Origin of the sequence: Nostoc sp. FACHB-152 (assembly GCF_014697475.1) — a bacterium.
Classification (GTDB): domain Bacteria; phylum Cyanobacteriota; class Cyanobacteriia; order Cyanobacteriales; family Nostocaceae; genus Nostoc_B.
Genome location: NZ_JACJRV010000002.1, coordinates 255,565 through 269,426 on the forward strand (window position 1 = coordinate 255,565; position 13,862 = coordinate 269,426).

The 13,862-nt window shown below is 42.1% G+C and carries 13 protein-coding genes and 2 pseudogenes; 3 read left to right on the plus strand and 12 right to left on the minus strand.

Annotated elements, in window-relative coordinates; genetic code table 11:
* Window positions 1-10: 10 nt before the first annotated feature.
* Window positions 11-496: a GNAT family N-acetyltransferase gene (locus tag H6G76_RS03200; protein WP_190695236.1), complete on the minus strand. Its 486-nt coding sequence runs from the start codon at window positions 494-496 to the stop codon at window positions 11-13.
* Between the two features lie 154 nt (window positions 497-650).
* Here H6G76_RS03200 and H6G76_RS03205 point away from each other — a divergent pair, with 154 nt between their 5' ends.
* A complete protein-coding gene (locus tag H6G76_RS03205) occupies window positions 651-1,085 on the plus strand; it encodes a cyclic nucleotide-binding domain-containing protein (RefSeq protein ID WP_190695239.1) in 435 nt (144 codons plus the stop codon).
* Between the two features lie 9 nt (window positions 1,086-1,094).
* Here the strand turns inward: H6G76_RS03205 and H6G76_RS03210 are convergent, their stop codons facing one another.
* Complete coding sequence (locus H6G76_RS03210; protein WP_190695588.1) at window positions 1,095-1,259, minus strand: DUF4058 family protein; 165 nt, start codon at window positions 1,257-1,259, stop codon at window positions 1,095-1,097.
* Between the two features lie 18 nt (window positions 1,260-1,277).
* Entirely contained in the window at window positions 1,278-2,672 is a 1,395-nt protein-coding gene (locus H6G76_RS03215) for a cobyrinate a,c-diamide synthase (RefSeq protein ID WP_190695241.1), read from the minus strand.
* A gap of 57 nt (window positions 2,673-2,729) precedes the next feature.
* On the opposite strand from H6G76_RS03215, the gene H6G76_RS03220 reads away from it, so the two are divergent.
* Complete coding sequence (locus tag H6G76_RS03220) at window positions 2,730-2,879, plus strand: hypothetical protein (protein ID WP_190695243.1); 150 nt, start codon at window positions 2,730-2,732, stop codon at window positions 2,877-2,879.
* Window positions 2,880-2,882: 3 nt separating this feature from the next.
* Here the strand turns inward: H6G76_RS03220 and H6G76_RS03225 are convergent, their stop codons facing one another.
* The 5 genes from H6G76_RS03225 to fbp form a co-directional block, all read right to left on the minus strand.
* Entirely contained in the window at window positions 2,883-3,737 is an 855-nt protein-coding gene (locus H6G76_RS03225) for a DUF5602 domain-containing protein (protein WP_190695245.1), read from the minus strand.
* Window positions 3,738-4,115: 378 nt separating this feature from the next.
* Complete coding sequence (opcA, locus tag H6G76_RS03230; protein WP_190695247.1) at window positions 4,116-5,480, minus strand: glucose-6-phosphate dehydrogenase assembly protein OpcA; 1,365 nt, start codon at window positions 5,478-5,480, stop codon at window positions 4,116-4,118.
* An 87-nt stretch (window positions 5,481-5,567) separates the two neighbouring features.
* A complete protein-coding gene (gene zwf / locus H6G76_RS03235; protein WP_190695249.1) occupies window positions 5,568-7,097 on the minus strand; it encodes a glucose-6-phosphate dehydrogenase in 1,530 nt (509 codons plus the stop codon).
* Window positions 7,098-7,187: 90 nt separating this feature from the next.
* Window positions 7,188-8,333 carry a transaldolase gene (gene tal / locus H6G76_RS03240; RefSeq protein ID WP_190695252.1) on the minus strand — a complete coding sequence of 382 codons (1,146 nt, stop codon included), beginning with the start codon at window positions 8,331-8,333 and terminating at the stop codon, window positions 7,188-7,190.
* Window positions 8,334-8,583: 250 nt separating this feature from the next.
* Window positions 8,584-9,633: a class 1 fructose-bisphosphatase gene (fbp, locus tag H6G76_RS03245; RefSeq protein WP_190695255.1), complete on the minus strand. Its 1,050-nt coding sequence runs from the start codon at window positions 9,631-9,633 to the stop codon at window positions 8,584-8,586.
* Window positions 9,634-9,922: 289 nt separating this feature from the next.
* Here fbp and H6G76_RS03250 point away from each other — a divergent pair, with 289 nt between their 5' ends.
* On the plus strand, window positions 9,923-10,096 hold the full coding sequence (locus tag H6G76_RS03250; RefSeq protein ID WP_190695258.1) for a hypothetical protein: 174 nt from the start codon (window positions 9,923-9,925) through the stop codon (window positions 10,094-10,096).
* A 63-nt stretch (window positions 10,097-10,159) separates the two neighbouring features.
* Here the strand turns inward: H6G76_RS03250 and H6G76_RS03255 are convergent, their stop codons facing one another.
* The 4 genes and pseudogenes from H6G76_RS03255 to nrdJ (H6G76_RS03270) form a co-directional block, all read right to left on the minus strand.
* Entirely contained in the window at window positions 10,160-10,459 is a 300-nt protein-coding gene (locus H6G76_RS03255) for an RNA-binding protein (protein ID WP_190695262.1), read from the minus strand.
* A 458-nt stretch (window positions 10,460-10,917) separates the two neighbouring features.
* A complete protein-coding gene (locus H6G76_RS03260) occupies window positions 10,918-11,139 on the minus strand; it encodes a hypothetical protein (RefSeq protein ID WP_190695264.1) in 222 nt (73 codons plus the stop codon).
* Window positions 11,140-11,271: 132 nt separating this feature from the next.
* Window positions 11,272-12,345 (minus strand): annotated as a pseudogene (gene nrdJ / locus H6G76_RS03265) (ribonucleoside-triphosphate reductase, adenosylcobalamin-dependent); the annotation flags it as partial.
* Between the two features lie 285 nt (window positions 12,346-12,630).
* A pseudogene (nrdJ, locus tag H6G76_RS03270) lies at window positions 12,631-13,860 on the minus strand (ribonucleoside-triphosphate reductase, adenosylcobalamin-dependent); the annotation flags it as partial.
* Window positions 13,861-13,862: the final 2 nt, after the last annotated feature.

The following is a 13,862-nucleotide window of genomic DNA, read 5'->3' on the forward strand; positions in this document are numbered from 1 at the left end:
CTGTAACCTGTTACCTGTCACCTAAATCATTCGGAACCCATCTTAAAAAACAACGATTACCTTCCTGTTGTGTGATTTCTGCACCCAGACGATGGTAAAAGTTTAGTCCCCGAATATTGCGCGCATCAGCATTCCAAGCTAGGTGAGTACAATCATTTTCAGCAGCAATTTGAGCTAGTCGCATCATTAATGCGATTCCTGCGCCTTGACTTCTCATTTCTGCATCGACATACAAATCATCAAGCCAAATGCTAGGTTGTCCTGCAAAGGATGAGTAGCGAAATCCATATAAAGCAAACCCAACCTCACACAGGGAAGTTTCGGCGAACAAAACGTAAGCAAAAGGAATTGCGCCAAACAGGGTTTTGTGTATTTTTCCTTCTGATACTTGCAATTCGCCAGTGAAAGCACCAATGTTGCGATCAAACTCTGCTTTTTTCTGGATAAATGAGAAAATTAGCGATACATCATCGGGAGTAGCTGTTCTGATTTTCATAATTTAAACGCAGAGTTACGCAAAGTTAGGCGCAGAGTATTTATTTGGAGAATTAGTTACTTAGTTATAATCTTTATCGGTTAATATGGCGATCGCATACTCAAGATACCAAAATTGCCTGATATTTTTAAGGTGTGAGACTTAACTCTAAATTATGCTCAGTAGTGTTGACCGTTTGTTATTTGTGCGACGAGTCCCGATTTTTAAGGAATTACGGGATGATTTTATTGTGCGCCTGACTTCAGTGATGCATGAGTTGTCATTTCCGGCTAACTATACCATTTTTAGACAGGGTGAAGAAGGGCGATCGCTTTACATTGTGGTATCAGGTAGAGTTAAAGTTCATATTGGCAATAAACTTTTGGCAGAAGTTGAACAGGGTAAATACTTTGGTGAAATGGCAGTATTTGATACTCAAACCCGTTCTGCTACCGCCACCACCCTAGAACCTTGTGAATGTCTAGAATTGACCCAAGAACAACTCTATGATGCTATTGAAGAAACTCCTGAAATAGCTGTCAATATTATTCGTGAACTATCGCGTCTAATTCGTAAATTGAATGACAGTATCGACGTGAATCATTCATAAAATCATAATTTAATTGATCAAACTTTGCAGCCAAGTTTCATCTTCTGGAGATAACTTAGGAATACAAGGTTGAGTGTAGTTAATAGCCAGTTCCAACCTAGCACAGTCATACACCCGATTTAATAAAGGTTGTAATTCTAACAATGGTTCTGGTTCTCCCTTACGCAGAGGAATGAGATATTGGTTAAAATCTCAGCAATTTTTTTGACATTGCTGAATAAATCGCTGGGGAATTTCGACACTCGCCCCCCAATGTAAATGCACATAAGAAGCATGAATATTAACAGGTATATTCCATCCTTCATATCCCATGTTTTCTTCGCAATCATAGCGATAAGTTTCAAACAAAGGCTGATAGGAATTTAATTCTAAGCTGGAACGATGAAACTCATGTCCGTAAACAGTTGTACCTGCGTCTACTAACAGACTATCTTGTAAAGCTACTGCTCGACGATAACCTAAAGTTAAACGTTTATCCATGTAAGCAGAGGTTGGTATTACTCCCACCATTGGGTAAGAATTACCAGCAAAATCGATAATTTTTTCACACAAATACATTAAGCCACCACACTCAGCAATTGTCGCCATACCTTGCAAAATCGCTGTTTTTACTGATTCACGGGCGGTGCTATTTGTTGCTAATTTTTGGGCAAAAACTTCGGGAAAGCCACCACCAAAATATATTCCTTGCACACCTTGGGGTAAATCATCCTCTAGTGGACTCCAGAAAACTAACTCTGCACCTAATTGTTGCAATAAATCAAGATTGTCTTGGTAATAAAAATTAAAAGCGCGATCGCGTGCAACTGCAATCCTCACTACAGGAGAAGTTATAGCAGATAAGACCTGATTTTCCCTATTATCCCCATTCTTCAACAAAGGTAATAAACGTTGCCAATCGAAGCAAGTATCCCCTAAATCAGCCAAGCGTTCTATCACCGCATCTAATTCGCTGAGTTCTGCTGTGGGGACTAAACCCAGATGACGGTCAGGAATTGTGATATCATCTTGACGACGCAATACACCAAGAATAGGTAATTGTAGAGATTTTAAAGAATCTTTGAGTAACGAGAGATGGCGATCGCTTCCAACGCGATTGAGGACTAAACCAGCTATTTTGATTCTAGGGTCAAACGAACAATAACCGTGAGCGATCGCAGCCACAGAACCCGACAAGCGACTGCAATCAATTACCAAGACTACAGGTAAATCCAGTAACCGCGCAATATGCGCCGTACTAGCAAAAGTAAATGGGTATTGAGGAAATTCTTTCCCACTCCCTACTCCCCACTCTCCACTTCCCATTACACCATCAAACAACCCCATCACCCCTTCCACCAAAGCATATTCACTAGCTTGGCTGTGATTAGCAAAACATTTCTGAACGTAAGCTTCCGAAGTCAACACTGGGTCTAAGTTACGACAAGCACGACCTGTGACATACTGATGAAACATTGGGTCAATGTAGTCTGGCCCTACCTTAAAAGATTGCACCTTACCACCACGACGACATAAAGATGCTAAAAGGGTGAGTGTAACTGTTGTCTTACCCACCCCACTACGTTCTCCTGCAATTACTAAAGCCATAAGAAGGTTAAGAGGTTGTGACTAGCTTAAATCTTAAAAGATTAGTATACCGTCACCGTGAAAATACGCTGTGTAGGAAGGAATAGTGAAAGCGATCGCATTTTTCCTGAAGCTACTCCATACCTTGTTCAGCACCGTTCATTAGGTGCGTGTAAACCCAGGAATTATAGAGGCGATCGCCAAAATCTATCTTTAGTTATGTGGTGAAAGTTAAACTACACACTTTCTTTTGAGTAAATAACCTGCACCAATCACACCAAACCATAAAATACCTAATGTAGCAGTTGGTTCAGGAATATTTGCTAAACCTCTTGGAGTCAGCCCACCCAAAGAAACTGTATACTCACGAGTATTTTCATTGAATGAAATATTATAATTGGTTGGGTAATAAGCATCTGTTGGATACGACTGCGGTAGTTTGAGATTTTCAGTAAAACTTTGTTTACTTTCCAAAAATGCTTTTGTAATCATCGGTTCTAAAAAGGAATATTTTCCGTCATAAAAACCGTAGATAAAAGTTTTACTAAAACCCTTCCCTTGGAATTCATCTGAACCAGGATAAATCCAATGTGCGCCTTGTCCTTCTTCTCCACTACCTGGTGCAAGAACATAATCTTCTGGGACAATTTCTGGTGCAGGAGTTTTATAAACTATAGCTTCATTTGCACCTGTGACGGTAATCTCTTCTCTTTGTTCAGGTGTGATGGTGTAAAAGTGAAAGTCGAAATGAGGAACGTTGTATATTCCTGTTGGCCCATGTCCTTGGGGGTTCCAGCCGAAACCAATATGGTTAATGGCAGTCTCAGAAGCCTGTCCTGGTAAAGAAAATTCGTACTCAATGTTCTCTGTTGGTAAACCTAACAGAGCATCTTCAGATATAGTAAGTCCAATTTCTGAAGGCTTATTATTATCATCCACATTCACATAAGCACTAACAGTACCTTGTCCTACTGCTTGTGAAACACTTCTAAAAGTTGCAGCCTGAACTACACCACTCATTCCTAAACTAACTATTGTTGTTACCAAAGAAGCCAGGGATAAATTCTTCATGCTTGTTATGTTCATAGCTGCTTATTAGCTGTTTTATCATTGGTAATTTTTCAAAATAGAGGCTGTCTTAAATATTTAGTAATAGATTCTTGTTAATTACTAGCCTCTATTCAAAACTGATTTTCTTCAAAATCTATGGCAGATAATATCATACGCAGAAACACGTAATTTAAGTAGGTCGTTGTGAATATTTACCGTCAGGATAAGGCAGGAGGCAGAAGGCAGGAGGGAAGAAGCTTTGAGCTTAGTTAATCTTTCGTAACATAGTTAGTTTTTTCTCACCGACTTATTTATATAAAAATAGAAAGCATCAATGAAGTAGTATAATGAACGCAAAAAACCTCCCAATTTCCACAATAGGGAGGCTTTTTTGAAAAATTGACTCAGTTGAATCTAACTCTTCGCTGCCAATTTCAGAGTTTGAGCGATAACTCCTAAGCTATCTTCAAACAGAGTTTCGCGTCCCCAACGTTGTACTTGCTGACTCAGCAGTGCTTCCGCTTTTTGTTCTGACAGTGAACTTACTTGTTGGTACAAACCAGCAGACTGAGCGCCGCCTTGGGTTTCCATCCGCATACAACCGCCAGTTTCTGTGCAAATTACAGTGCTACAGTCTGCCTTGGGATTAGTGGAACTCAGACGCAAAGCAATTAAGTCACCCGCTACATCGCCGACATCAGCCACGGGAACGCCAGCTAACTCGACTTCGATTTGTTTTTGGTCTTGGGCAACAAAGCGAATACGAGTGATATCGTAATCATCGCTTTCCTTTTGGTAGGAAATGGGCATCCATTCTAAGCGGCTGGCCAACCAACCAATAAACAAAAGTGCTTGGGTAGAGTTGCCTTTTTCATAATCAAGCATTACACGGTCAATTTCTGTGAGTGCGTCACGACGATGGGGTGGGTCGTAAGCTTCCGCAGTCAATTCTTGCCATGCAGCCAAACGCCGCCAATTGAGGTCAGCTAAAGGTACACTGTTTTCTATCAACTCTTGTAAGCTGAGTAAATCATTTTCTGGCTCGTTGAAGTTGCAAGAATCAACTATCACGTTGTTGCAAACTGCTGCCAATCGCTTAAATAATGTGTTGTTGGGGTCGGGAGTTGCTTTCCACCACAAGAACTTAGGTAGACCACCAATTAATAGTGCCGGAATCATCCCACCAACTCTTTCTAAAGCCGAGGTCGTACCAGAGAGAGTGATGTATTCGCAACAAACAAGGGTACTGGAAGTCTGCTTTTGGATGGGACAGTAAGCAGAAACTTGGGCTTTTACACCTTCATCTTCACCTGCGATCGGACACAGGGCAATAATGCGGCAAGGGTTACGTAGAGCAATTTCATCAGCAATTGTGGGGCTGGTGGTATTGAGGCTATACGCACCATTACTGTTGACAACTCCATTACCTTGGCGTTTAGCATATTCTTCTCGCAATTTCGCCAAAGTTTCTGGTGTTGCAGTGCCAGTTTCTAGCAGTTGATATTTCTTTTGTGCTTCCCGTAGGGCTGTGTCTGTCTGCGGCCCTAAAATGCCATCAATGGGGCCGTTATAAAATCCCAGAGATGCTAATAGATATTGAGTTTCTTCGGGTTCGTAAACCACTAAGGTAAAAGTTGTAGCACGAGTGGCAGCAGGTAGTGCGCCATCTTCACCAGTGATGCCATAACTTTGCCAAATTTGATTCAATTCCGCTTCGATTTCATTAAGCGAAACATCTTTAGGGGCTTGAAGTGAAAATATGGTAGGAGCTTGGGTCATAGCTATTTAAGTATGAAGTGTGAAATATGAAATATGAAGTGTGAAGGCTGTAATTTTTTCATACTTTAGCCTTCAGCTTTCATACTTTTAAAGTCTGCGCCAGCGACGGCCATCTTGGTTAATCAACAGTTCTGCTTCTGCGGGTTCCCAAGTGCCAGCTTCATACTGAGGAATAGTGGCTGGGTCTGCGGGCGCGTCCCAAACAGAAAGGGCAGGGGTAACTACTTGCCAAGCTGCTTCCACTTCGTCAGCCCTGGTGAACAATGTTTGGTCGCCCATCATACAATCAAGAAATAGGCGATCGTAGGCATCAGAGGTGGCTTCGATACCGAAAGAACCGTAGCTAAAATCCATATCTACGGAACGAGTACGGAATTCTGCCCCTGGCATTTTCACATCAAAGCGTAATGAAATTCCTTCATTAGGTTGAATCCGCATTGCCAAAATGTTGGCATTTCTCTGTTGGGCGGCGGACTGGAACATAGTTGAAGGAACTTCGCGGAAATGGATGGAGATTTCGCTGACTTTTTTCGGCATCCGTTTGCCAGTCCGGAGGTAGAAAGGCACACCTTGCCAACGCCAGTTATCTACCAAAAATTTCATCGCTACATAAGTAGGTGTACTAGAGTTAGGTGCAACTCCTGGTTCTTCTCGATACCCTGGTACTTGTTGCCCTTTCATCCAACCTGCACTGTATTGCCCACGAATAGCTGCACGAGACAAATTATGAACATCAGCCAAGCGAGTAGCTTGTAGCACCTTAACTTTTTCTGTACGGATACTATTAGCATCCATTGAGTTGGGTGCTTCCATTGCTGTCAAGCAGTACAGTTGCATCAAGTGATTTTGCAACATATCCCGCAGTGCGCCAGCTTTTTCGTAGTAACCTGCCCGGTCTTCTACACCTACGGTTTCCGCAACGGTAATTTGTACGTGGTCAACAAACCTACGGTTCCACAATGGTTCAAAAATCGCGTTGGCAAAGCGAAACACGAGCAAGTTCTGTACGGTTTCTTTACCTAAGTAGTGGTCAATGCGGTAGACTTGGTTTTCTTTACAATACTTCTGTACAACAACATTGAGGCTTTGGGCAGAAGCTAAGTCTCGACCGAAGGGTTTTTCAATTACCAAACGATGCTTGTAGGGGTCTTCTAGCATTCCGGCTCCGCCTAATTGCCGGATGGCTTCGGGGAAGAAGTTGGGAGCGACGGAGAGGTAGAACATCCGGTTGCCACGTGTTCCCCGTTTTTCGTCTAATTCGCCCAGTAGATCTTTTAGTTTGTGATAACTTTCGGGGTTGTCTATGTCACCGGGACAGTAAAACAAACCTTGCGAAAAATCTTGCCAAAGTTCTTCGGGGTCAACACCACCGTGTGCTTCCTCCATACCTTTCCGCATTTGCTCACGGAAGTATTCATGACTCCATTCCCGACGCGCAACACCGACAATGGTAGTTTCTGGGGGAATGCGCCGTTCTTTCCGTAGTTTGTATAATGCTGGAACTAGTTTACGCCAGGTTAAATCACCAGACGCGCCAAAGATAACTATAATTTGGGGTTCGGGCATCCCTTGTTGTTGTAAGCCAACGCGCAAGGGATTTTCTAGCAGACTGACCATAACAATTTCGGATGTTAGTTTGGGAAGTTTGGATAGGAGGGAAGTATGAAGTATGAAATTTCAGACTTTACACTTCATACTTCTTAGTCCTTATACAGGTGACAATAGCTTGACTTTATTTTCTAAAGAGTTCATCAAGGACTTGAAAGGTTGAACGAACTTATCAATACCTTCAACTAATAGTTCATCCATTACGGCATCAATATCAATATTGATGTCAGGGTCTTTCAAGCTTTCGATAAGTTGATAAGCCTCTTCAACGTTTGTTTCTACACGATCGCCTACGTCGCAGTGGTCGGCACAAGCTGCTATTGTCGAGGGTGGTAAGGTGTTAACGGTATCGTGACCAATTAACTCATCGACGTACATGACATCGCTGTAGTGGGGGTCTTTGGTGCTGGTACTAGCCCAAAGTAATCGTTGAACTTTTGCTCCTTTAGCGGCTATTGCTTGCCAACGCTCGCCATTGATAATTTTCTTGTATTCTTGATAAGCTATTTTGGCATTAGCGATCGCTACTTTACCTTTGACGGCTCGCAGTCTGGCTTCTAAGTTAATATCATCCGCGCCACGCGCCAATTTGGCATCGATTTTACCGTCAATGTTGCTATCAATCCGACTGAGGAAAAAGCTAGCTACAGAAGCAATTTTGCTAACGTCTTTCCCCTCGGCTGCACGTTTTTCTAAACCTCCAATATAAGCCCAAGCTGAATTTATGTAGCTTTGTACAGAAAATAACAAAGTAACATTAACGTTGATGCCATCAGCTATTACTGCTTCTACGGCGGGTAAACCGGATTCTGTACCAGGAATTTTAATCATGACATTTTCCCGGCCAATTTCTTGGTAATAGCGACGGGCTTCGTTGATGGTGGCTTGAGTATCATGAGCAATAGTTGGTGGTACTTCGATACTCACATAACCATCAAGTCCATTCGAGGCTTCATATACGGGGCGTAAAATATCACAAGCATTGCGGATATCTGCAAAAACTAAAGATTCGTAAATTTTATCGATTGGTAATCCCGCACGTACTCCCGCTTCTATATCAGCATCATAAATTGCATTACCGGCGATCGCCTTTTCAAAAATAGCTGGGTTGGAGGTAATTCCCGCGATTCCTTGATTTTCTACTAAATTCTTGAGTTCCCCCGATTGAATAAGGTCACGGGTCAAATTATCCATCCAGATACTTTGACCATATTGTTTAATCTCTTGTAGATGATTAGTGGTCATAGCTATACTTCCTCCGTTTAATGATGTTTCCAAGCGAACTTGGCAAATCCATCAGTGTGATAGTGACTTTTGCATTGTGGCTTTGCCCATCACTTATTACATCGACCTGCTGAGATAATCTCTACTTCTTTTGTTGTAAGTAGCGATATTTCTCAGACCTCATCCCAAGTGAAGATTAACTGAGTCATTGGTCATTGGTCATTGGTCAATAGTCAAGAGTGATTCTCCCTTGCCTATTTTTTTGCCAAACCTAGTGACCGTTTTGAATAAAAGACTCAACTTTAGCAACTGACTCTTTGCTACCAATAATCAGAGGTGTGCGCTGGTGTAATTTTTTCGGCACGACATCTAAGATATCTACTAATCCTGTGGTAGCGCGACCGCCTGCTTGTTCAATTAAAAACGCTAGAGGAGCAGATTCATATAACAAGCGTAATTTACCTTCTGGCTTTTGAATTGTGCCTGGATAAAGGAACACACCACCTTGAACTAAAATTCTATGAATATCACTTACCATCGCGCCGCTATAACGAGCTGTGTAACCCTCTGTACGGTGAACATAGCGAACATATTCCCGAATTGACTCTTCCCACTGCCAGAAATTACCTTCATTGACACTATAAACAGAACCGTGGTTAGGAATGCGGATATTTTCTTCGGTCAGAATAAACTCACCTAGGCTAGGATCGAGAACAAAAGAATGAACCCCTTTACCGATACTATAAACCAGCATGGTGCTAGGCCCATACAGGATGTATCCGGCAGCAATTTGCTTGCGGCCACTAGCTAATAAATCGGTAGCTAAACCATCCGTATCAGTACCTTCTTGTTGGCGAATGGCAAAAATTGAACCCAAACTGAGATTAGTATCAGTATTAGAAGAACCATCTATTGGGTCATAAAGCAAGGTATAACGACCTATAGGGCAGTTTTCAGGGATATAATAGGGGTTTTCCATCTCTTCGGAAGCAAGGCGGCAAACTAAGCCACTTTGCTTAAACACCGAGATAAATACATCGTTGGCATAGACATCCATCTTTTTGACGGACTCGCCTTGAACATTCACATCCCCAGTAAAACCGAGAACGCCTTCCATTAAACCTGCGTGGCTAAGACGACGGGCAATTAATTTACCTGCTAAGGCAATGCGATTCATCAGTGCGCTTAAGTCTTGGGCATCAGGCCCAAAGCTCTGAAGTTGCTGGAGTACGTGACGAGATAAGGTTGTACAATCGCGATCTAGAGCTTTGTCCGTATTATGCTCGATTGACAACTCCAGAGATTCTGGCGCTTGAGCCATGTTTGTTTCTCCCTAGTGATTAGCTAAATAGTTGGGTTGAAAAAATAGTCCGTAGCAACTGATAGCTGCTGCTTCTATCTTAGAAAGGTAATTAGATAACCTGGATATGACTTTAGATAAACTAAAGAAATGGATAAATTTTGGCTGAGTTTTCCAAAGCAAAAAAGTAAAGTTGCGTCTTGAAGCGTAGACGCACATAGGACTTACATTATGTCCGGCTAATCAGTTGTAATTTGATACATCTGTGCAGAAATAGTACAACTTTCTCCCCTACCCCCTTGCAGTCTTAATGACAAGTCTTTCACCGGACACGATATTACGCACCCAAATCACACCCATGCGGAAAAAACCGACTAGCCATGAGATCAGTTTTTTACTCAAAACCAGTCGGGTGTCGTTATTATTGCTTAATACTTACAGCAGTTTTTCACTAATTAAGCCTGCTGCCATGAGTTCTAGTTAACTCCAGCAAATAAAGTTCTTGCGTAACTAGAAGACAATTTGTTATTATTAGCATCCAGCTTGTTTAAATTTCTTGTTTTTTCGCCCAGTCACCTCGTCGGTTATCATCTCTTCGGTTGTCTTCTCGCGGTTTGGCTTTGTTCACTCTAAGTTGACGGCCCATCCATTCTGCACCATCTAACTCAGTAATAGCTGCATCTTCTTGAGCGTCTTCTTCCATTTCCACAAAAGCAAAGCCTCGCATCCGCCCTGTTTCACGATCGGTAGGCAAGACTACTCTTTTGACCTCGCCGTAGTCTGCAAAGACTGCTTTTAAATCTGCTTCAGTAGCACGGTAGGAGAGATTACCAACGTAAATAGTCATGTGGATCACGTAATTTTCAACAAACAGCGATTAGTTCAGCGAGAAAACAGATCTAAACAAACTGCAAATCTTGCATCGTCGCTTCTGATTCATTGATGGCGAATGTTGTAGGGCAGCAGTCGTGGTGCTGGCATAACTTCAACTAAACTGTCCATGCGGCTGAACTTACGCTTACGCTCATATGATAACTGATTGTGACATTTTTCAAAGTATGGGATATTACAATCCTCAATAACATAAAATAAGCCAATCTTATATATTTTTTTAAATAGAGATTTTATGTTAAGATACTTTGTTAATTTAGATTATTTTTAATAGGATTTAAGATTAAAAATAGCTATTTATAAATACTGGTATTTTCTAGAAAACACAAAAAAATTACCTGCAACTCCCCTTAACCTAAGAGAAAAGAAGTTGCAGGTTTTAATTAGCAATGAGAATTGAAATTAGCAATAAATTTACTCAATGGAAATGCTTTGTGGGCCAGTAGCTCTACCGTTAGCACCTCCAGTTGTTGTAGTGGTGGTAAGGCTAGTCACGCCTCTCTGTTGATCTAGCCAACTTTTGACGGGATCGTCTTTAAGGTTGAGTCGCAGAACACCAGAGGCAAAGCCACCTAAGAATGAGGCTGGGTGCTGAATGAATTCTTTAAAGATGGGTGATAATTCATCAAGAAACATTAAAAATCTCCTGGCACTGCCATAAAAATTATTACTTTTTTATCAATCGTAACGTAGGGAAGGGGAATAGGGAGTAGGCAGTAGGGAATAGGGTAATTTCTACTACTCCCACTCACCACCCCCACTCCCTAATTAAGAAGTTGGTTGTTGATCTGGGAACATACACTTATCAGAATCGCAACCACTGGGGCCGGCTTCTGTTAACTCGCCGGAATCGTAGCGACTGAGTACAGCACAGAAATCATCAGTTTTGCGTCGCGCTAGCACTTCTTGAGATAAACGCTCATAAGTTGCTTTGTCTATTGGCTCAAATGGCAAGCGGGGAAATGATTGTAAATCGTCAAATCGTGCTAACAGTGCGGCGGAAATATAGCCCTCATCATTTTGGATGACTTCGTAAATTCGCGCTCCCAAAGGTTCAACTTCATCAGCACGTAGTTCTAGGGTAGCTGATGTGTTGTGGGTGACGTAATGACGCTGAACTTGCATAACAAAATCAAATTGAGCTAAGACAGAAAACTTAGAAACATCAATTTGATCAGCACCAGGTAAATCAGCCCAAGGTACGGCGACAGGAATTTCTACTAACCATTCACTGACGCGGGGATCGAAGGGATCATTTAATAAATTTCCCTGTTCATCCTTGTCAGATTGGGAGGGAATGACATGATACCCATAGTCAATACAAGCTAAGGCTACTGGGTCATTTTTGCGGAAAGTGATCCGGCGAATAAATCTTTGAGCTTTGGGTGGATGCCAACCAGAACTAGCACCAGATAACAGAGATTTAGTTCCACTGGGTTGGACTGTAGTACAACGATTAGGACGTTTGAGATGATGGCGATCGCAATAATCCCACACTGCCTTATGTACTACTTCTTTCCAAAAGCTGAGATATTTTTCTTCTTGGTGCTTAAATGCTAACCCTTGGGGAGTTGCAGGTCTACCTTCTGCCCACCAGCGCAACCAGTCCACACCAAAAGCATGGACAAAGAAATCAAATAAACCAGTAAAAGAAACTCCCACAATTGGGTCTAATTCTCGACTGTATTGATAGCGCGGTTCTAAAAATTTATGATTCAAAAGTGTGGCTACAGATAACGCCCCAGCAGTGAAAGCTTCCTCTTGTTCTTTATAGTTAAATGGGTCAATTTGATTGAGATGAATCTCTGAAAGATTACAGTGAAAATTGCTACCAATAATTTCCATTTTTGTTAACCCAGAGGCTCTTTATCCTCTAGTTCTACGAGTTCTTTATTCCTCGTAGATCCGACTATATTTTCTACTAAAAATTTAGTAGCCGGAGACTCGTGGAGCCGTTTTTAGAACGGAGGTAAAACCTAGATTATATTCTTTTTAAACCACGGGCTTAAAAAGTTTCACTCTCTAGTCTGTACAGTATCTAAGGCTTTTTAGTTCCTTTGATTACCTCGGTATTCCCAATCGCAGGGTTCACCGATTTTCCCCGGTGTTTAACGTGAGGCAAAATTACTTACCACACGGATTTAAACCAAAACGAGCTAAACGATGTTCTAATTCATTAGCATCAATTTCTGGATAGCGTTGTTGTAACCAATCTTTAGCTTTTCCTTGCTCGTAAGCTTGTAAAAACTCTTTTTTCAATGCTTGGGTAGAAAGCAAATCAATGTTAGCTCTCGCTACAGCTTCCCCAGCCCATTGAATCGCACCTTCGCCACTATAATATTGTTTCTGAACAGCTGCGATCGATTCTTCTAAGGTTGGCTTGCGGTGAAATACTCTGGTATGATTCGCCATCCGTAAAGCATCACGCTCAGGATCAATGCGCCAGTTACCGTTTTCATCTTGCTGCCAGAGGTTATCTTTGGCTGTAGCTCCTAATTGATCTTCAGCAGTAAACTGACGCATACCAGCTGATCGCCGGATGTTACCTGCAACAATTGTTACAGCAGCTTGATCAATTAATAAGCAGCATTCAACAGAATTTAATTGTCTGCCTAAAGCTTTGTTTAAGATGTCAGCACAACGCTGATAAAGTCCCGGTAATTTCACAGGATTGGCAACACCGCCAAAACCGTTAAGGGTTTCGCCAGCTTGACGGACATCGCTCAGATCAATAAATACTTCTACTTCACCAGTAAATCTTTCATCCGTGGAAAGCTCTAAGAGGGTTTGATAAGATGCAACCCAACCTTCCCGGCTATCGCCAACATGAATGGTAACGCGGTTGCCTTCTATATCGGTTTGTGTAAATTCACGACGTAAGTTTTTCGGAGTGCTGCCGATTTCGCCTTGTACAGTGACATTGAGGTGATTACGGATGGCAGGCAGTTGATCAATATACTGTGGTTCGATGATGGTTCCTGTGCCGCAGCCCATCATGGCCAAGTCCATCATCAAACCGAAGGCTTTCCAGTCTTGGAGATTGGTGGAGGTGCAATTATATCCGCCGGAGAAATTCTTGGGTTTGGTGATCCAATCTGTACCTCCTACCCACAACCAACGGCCACTAGGTAAAGCTTTGAGTTGGCGTTGTGTCTTTTCTAGAAGGGCTACTTCTTCAGGGCTAAGTTTACCTAATTCGATTAAGCCTTGGATGGTGCGATCGCACACCTCATCCCAAGATTCTCTCAGACCTGCCGCAGTTCGGCGGCTATAAGTCCTAAAAAATACAGGATTCGCTGCTGGCGCGGTTTCGGGAAACGTTGCACCCTGACGTTTTTTTTCAAGCTCTCGAACCATAA

Coding starts and splice junctions, on each gene's coding strand:
- tal (WP_190695252.1), bottom strand. CDS start 8,333: ATGACCACTAATCATCTACAAGAGATTAAACAATATGGTCAAAGTATC.
- H6G76_RS03225 (WP_190695245.1), bottom strand. CDS start 3,737: ATGAACATAACAAGCATGAAGAATTTATCCCTGGCTTCTTTGGTAACA.
- H6G76_RS03215 (WP_190695241.1), bottom strand. CDS start 2,672: ATGGCTTTAGTAATTGCAGGAGAACGTAGTGGGGTGGGTAAGACAACA.
- H6G76_RS03260 (WP_190695264.1), bottom strand. CDS start 11,139: ATGTTTCTTGATGAATTATCACCCATCTTTAAAGAATTCATTCAGCAC.
- H6G76_RS03205 (WP_190695239.1), top strand. CDS start 651: ATGCTCAGTAGTGTTGACCGTTTGTTATTTGTGCGACGAGTCCCGATT.
- zwf (WP_190695249.1), bottom strand. CDS start 7,097: ATGGTCAGTCTGCTAGAAAATCCCTTGCGCGTTGGCTTACAACAACAA.
- opcA (WP_190695247.1), bottom strand. CDS start 5,480: ATGACCCAAGCTCCTACCATATTTTCACTTCAAGCCCCTAAAGATGTT.
- H6G76_RS03250 (WP_190695258.1), top strand. CDS start 9,923: ATGACAAGTCTTTCACCGGACACGATATTACGCACCCAAATCACACCC.
- H6G76_RS03200 (WP_190695236.1), bottom strand. CDS start 496: ATGAAAATCAGAACAGCTACTCCCGATGATGTATCGCTAATTTTCTCA.
- H6G76_RS03255 (WP_190695262.1), bottom strand. CDS start 10,459: ATGACTATTTACGTTGGTAATCTCTCCTACCGTGCTACTGAAGCAGAT.
- fbp (WP_190695255.1), bottom strand. CDS start 9,633: ATGGCTCAAGCGCCAGAATCTCTGGAGTTGTCAATCGAGCATAATACG.